Below are 2,927 nucleotides of genomic sequence, written 5' to 3' on the forward strand. Positions count from 1 at the left end.
TCTCGTCGAAGATCCCGGCGCCGATGGCCACGGCGCGCATGCCGTCCGCGAGGGCGTGGTGCAGCTTCACCAGGACGGCGAACGACCGGCCGGCCGGCGCATCGCCGGTCGATCCGTCACCGCCGGTTGCCTCGCCCGGCACCGGCCCGCCCGCCAGCAGGTACATCTCCCAGGGCGGGATGCCGCGCTCCAGCGGCCGTTCCATCAGCTCCCCGGCGAGCCGCGCGCTCTCCTCGGCGAAATCTCCGGGCGGCAGCTCCACGAGCCTGACGTGTCTGCGTACGTCGAAGTCCTTGTCCACGCTCCAGGCGGCGCCGCCGACGGGCAGCAGGACGTCCTGTACGAGCATCCGCAGCCGGGGGACGGCCGCCGCGCGCGTGGCCAGCAGGTCCAGCAGCGCCCCGTCACCGGCACCGGTCCGCGCGCCGGGCGCGCCGGGGCCGTCCGGCGCCGCCTCGAAGACGGCGAGCGCGCCGAGGTGCATCGGATGGTCGGGGGATTCGAGATGCCAGAAAGCAAGGTCGAGGGGTGCCAGCAGCTCGGTGGTCAAGGGGTCCCCATGTCTCGCGGAGGGTGGCGCCGGGAGCCGCAGTCAATCACCTGCGGTCGGTTACGTTCACGTAAGAACGCGTTACGCACAGTTAGCTCAACTGTAATGCCATGCACCCCCCGCTGCCCTGTCAGCCGTCCCGCTCCGGGCGGCCCGAGATGACGAACTCGCTCCACACGCATTTGCCGCTGCCGCGCGACTCGACACCCCACTCGTCGGACAGCGCGTCCACCAGCACCAGACCTCGGCCCGACACCCCCGACTCCCCCGCGTCCCGGATCCGGGGCAGCGCGCTCGACCGGTCCTCGACCTCCAGCCGCAGCCGCCGCTCCACCCCCGGCAGCACCCGCACGGTCACGGTCGAATCGCCGTCGGTGTGCGTCAGCGCGTTGGTCATCAGCTCGTCCGCCACCAGCTCGACATCGTCCGACCGGTCGCCCGCACCCCACGCGCGCACCGCCGCCCGGACCATATGACGGGCCGACGACAGCGCCCCGGGATCGCCCTGACCGACGTGCTGCTGGAGCTTGCCGCCGGTCCTGCCCGCGTACGCGCCCCGCCTGCGCAGCAGCAGTACGGCGACGTCGTCCTCGCCGCCCCGCTCGTCGACCGCCTCGCACAGTCGGTCGGCCAGCTCCTGGAGGTCGCGCGGGCCGCCGGCGACCAGACCGGCGAGCCTCTGTATCCCCTCCTCCAGATCCACTCCGGGGATCTCCACGAGACCGTCGGTGTAGAGGACCAGCGTCTGGCCGGGATCGAGTTCGACGGTGTTCACCGGGTAGTCGAGCCGGCCGAACTCCGCCGACAGACCCAGCGGCAGCCCGCCCTCCGCGGGCAGCCTTCGGCAACTGCCGTCGGTGTCCCGGATCATCGGATCGACATGGCCGGCCCGGACCAGCCGGACGACGCCCGTGGCCAGGTCGGCCTCCGCGTAGACGCACGTCGCGAAGCGGTCGGTGTCGAGTTCGTGCAGGAAGACCGAGGCGCGCGCCATCACCGTGGCCGGGGTGTGGCCCTCGGCCGCGTACGCCCGCAGGACGATCCGCAGCTGTCCCATCACGGCCGCGGCGTCGGTGTCGTGTCCCTGTACGTCTCCGATGACCGCGCCGACCCGGCCGCCGGGCAGCGGGACGACGTCGTACCAGTCGCCGCCGATGTCCCTGCCGAGCCGGGCCGACCGGTAGCGGACGGCGATCTCGGCGCCGGGCACGGCGGGGATACGGCGCGGCAGCATCGCCTGCTGGAGCCCCTCGGCGAGATCGTGCTCCTGCTCGAACAGGACGGCGCGCTGAAGGCTCTGGGCGATGCTGCTGCCGAGCGCGACCAGCAGATTGCGGTCCTCGGGGCTGAAGCCGATCTTGTCTCCGTACAGCAGCCCGACGGCCCCGATGGGGCGGCCCTGCGCGATCAGCGGCAGATAGGCCGCCGCGGTGATGCCGAGATGGCTGATGTGGGGCCACAGACCCGAGTAGGAGACGGCGAAGTCGTTCGCGGACTCGATGAACCGCGGGCTGAGCGTGCGGATCACCTCGCTCATCGGGTACTCCTCGTCCACCCGTGTGACGCGTGTCCCCGGCACGAAGGAGCCCGCGGGCCCCTCGGCGACGAGATGGATGCGTCCCGAGTCGAGAAGACCCATGACCATGCTGGTGGCACCGAGGTGTTCGAGTCCGTCGGAGTGCTTGAGCACGTCGATGACGTCCTGGACCGTCCGGGCGTGCGCGAGGGCGGCCGTCGCGCCCTCGACGACGCTGGTCCTGCGCCGGCGCTCCTCGTCCAGTTCGAGCCGCGCCATCGAGTCGGCGAGTTCCTGGGTGGCGTCGCGCATGATGCCGACGAGGCGGCGCGGATGTCCGGTGGCGTCGCGGCGGACGGAGCCCTGCGCGTGCGTCCAGCGCAGGGTGCCGTCACGGCGCCGGACCCGGAAGTACGCGCCGCAGCTGTCGTCGCCGCGGCTGATCGCCTCCCCGACCAGGGAGTCGAGCCGTTCGTTCTCGCTGGGCGGCAGGCGTTCCAGGAGCATCGCGCGCGTGCCGTCGTATTCGTCGTCGGTCAGATCGAGGATCTCCAGCGCCACTCCGTCCATGTGGAGCAGGCCGCTGCCCATGTCCCAGTCGAAGCAGCCCATGCCGTTGAGGCACAGGCTCACTTCCGGCTTCGCGGGCCAGTCGTCGGGGAGCGACGGGGGCCCCGCTTCCCGATCAACCATGGAGTCACTCTGTCATCATTTGTCAGATATCTCGACTGGTCGGGTGGCACCTGGCACAGGTGCGGGGGCGGGCCTGGCCGGGGGCCGGCGGTCAGCCCTGGAAGGTGACGGACCCGGCCGGGTCGTCCTCGGCCCCCGACGGGGCGAGACCGTCGGCGGGCAGCGTGC

General features: G+C 72.0%; 2 protein-coding genes. Both read right to left on the reverse strand.

Annotated features, from left to right (window positions below; genetic code table 11):
* Nucleotides 1-550 (reverse strand): wax ester/triacylglycerol synthase family O-acyltransferase (locus GXP76_RS34940; RefSeq protein ID WP_242575636.1); only part of this gene is annotated, 550 nt, incomplete at its 3' end.
* A gap of 130 nt (nt 551-680) precedes the next feature.
* On the reverse strand, nt 681-2,759 hold the full coding sequence (locus GXP76_RS34945) for a SpoIIE family protein phosphatase (RefSeq protein WP_242575637.1): 2,079 nt from the start codon (nt 2,757-2,759) through the stop codon (nt 681-683).
* Between the last annotated feature and the right edge of the window lie 168 nt (nt 2,760-2,927).

This window comes from Streptomyces sp. NP-1717 (genome assembly GCF_022695985.1).
Classification (GTDB): Bacteria; Actinomycetota; Actinomycetes; order Streptomycetales; family Streptomycetaceae; genus Streptomyces.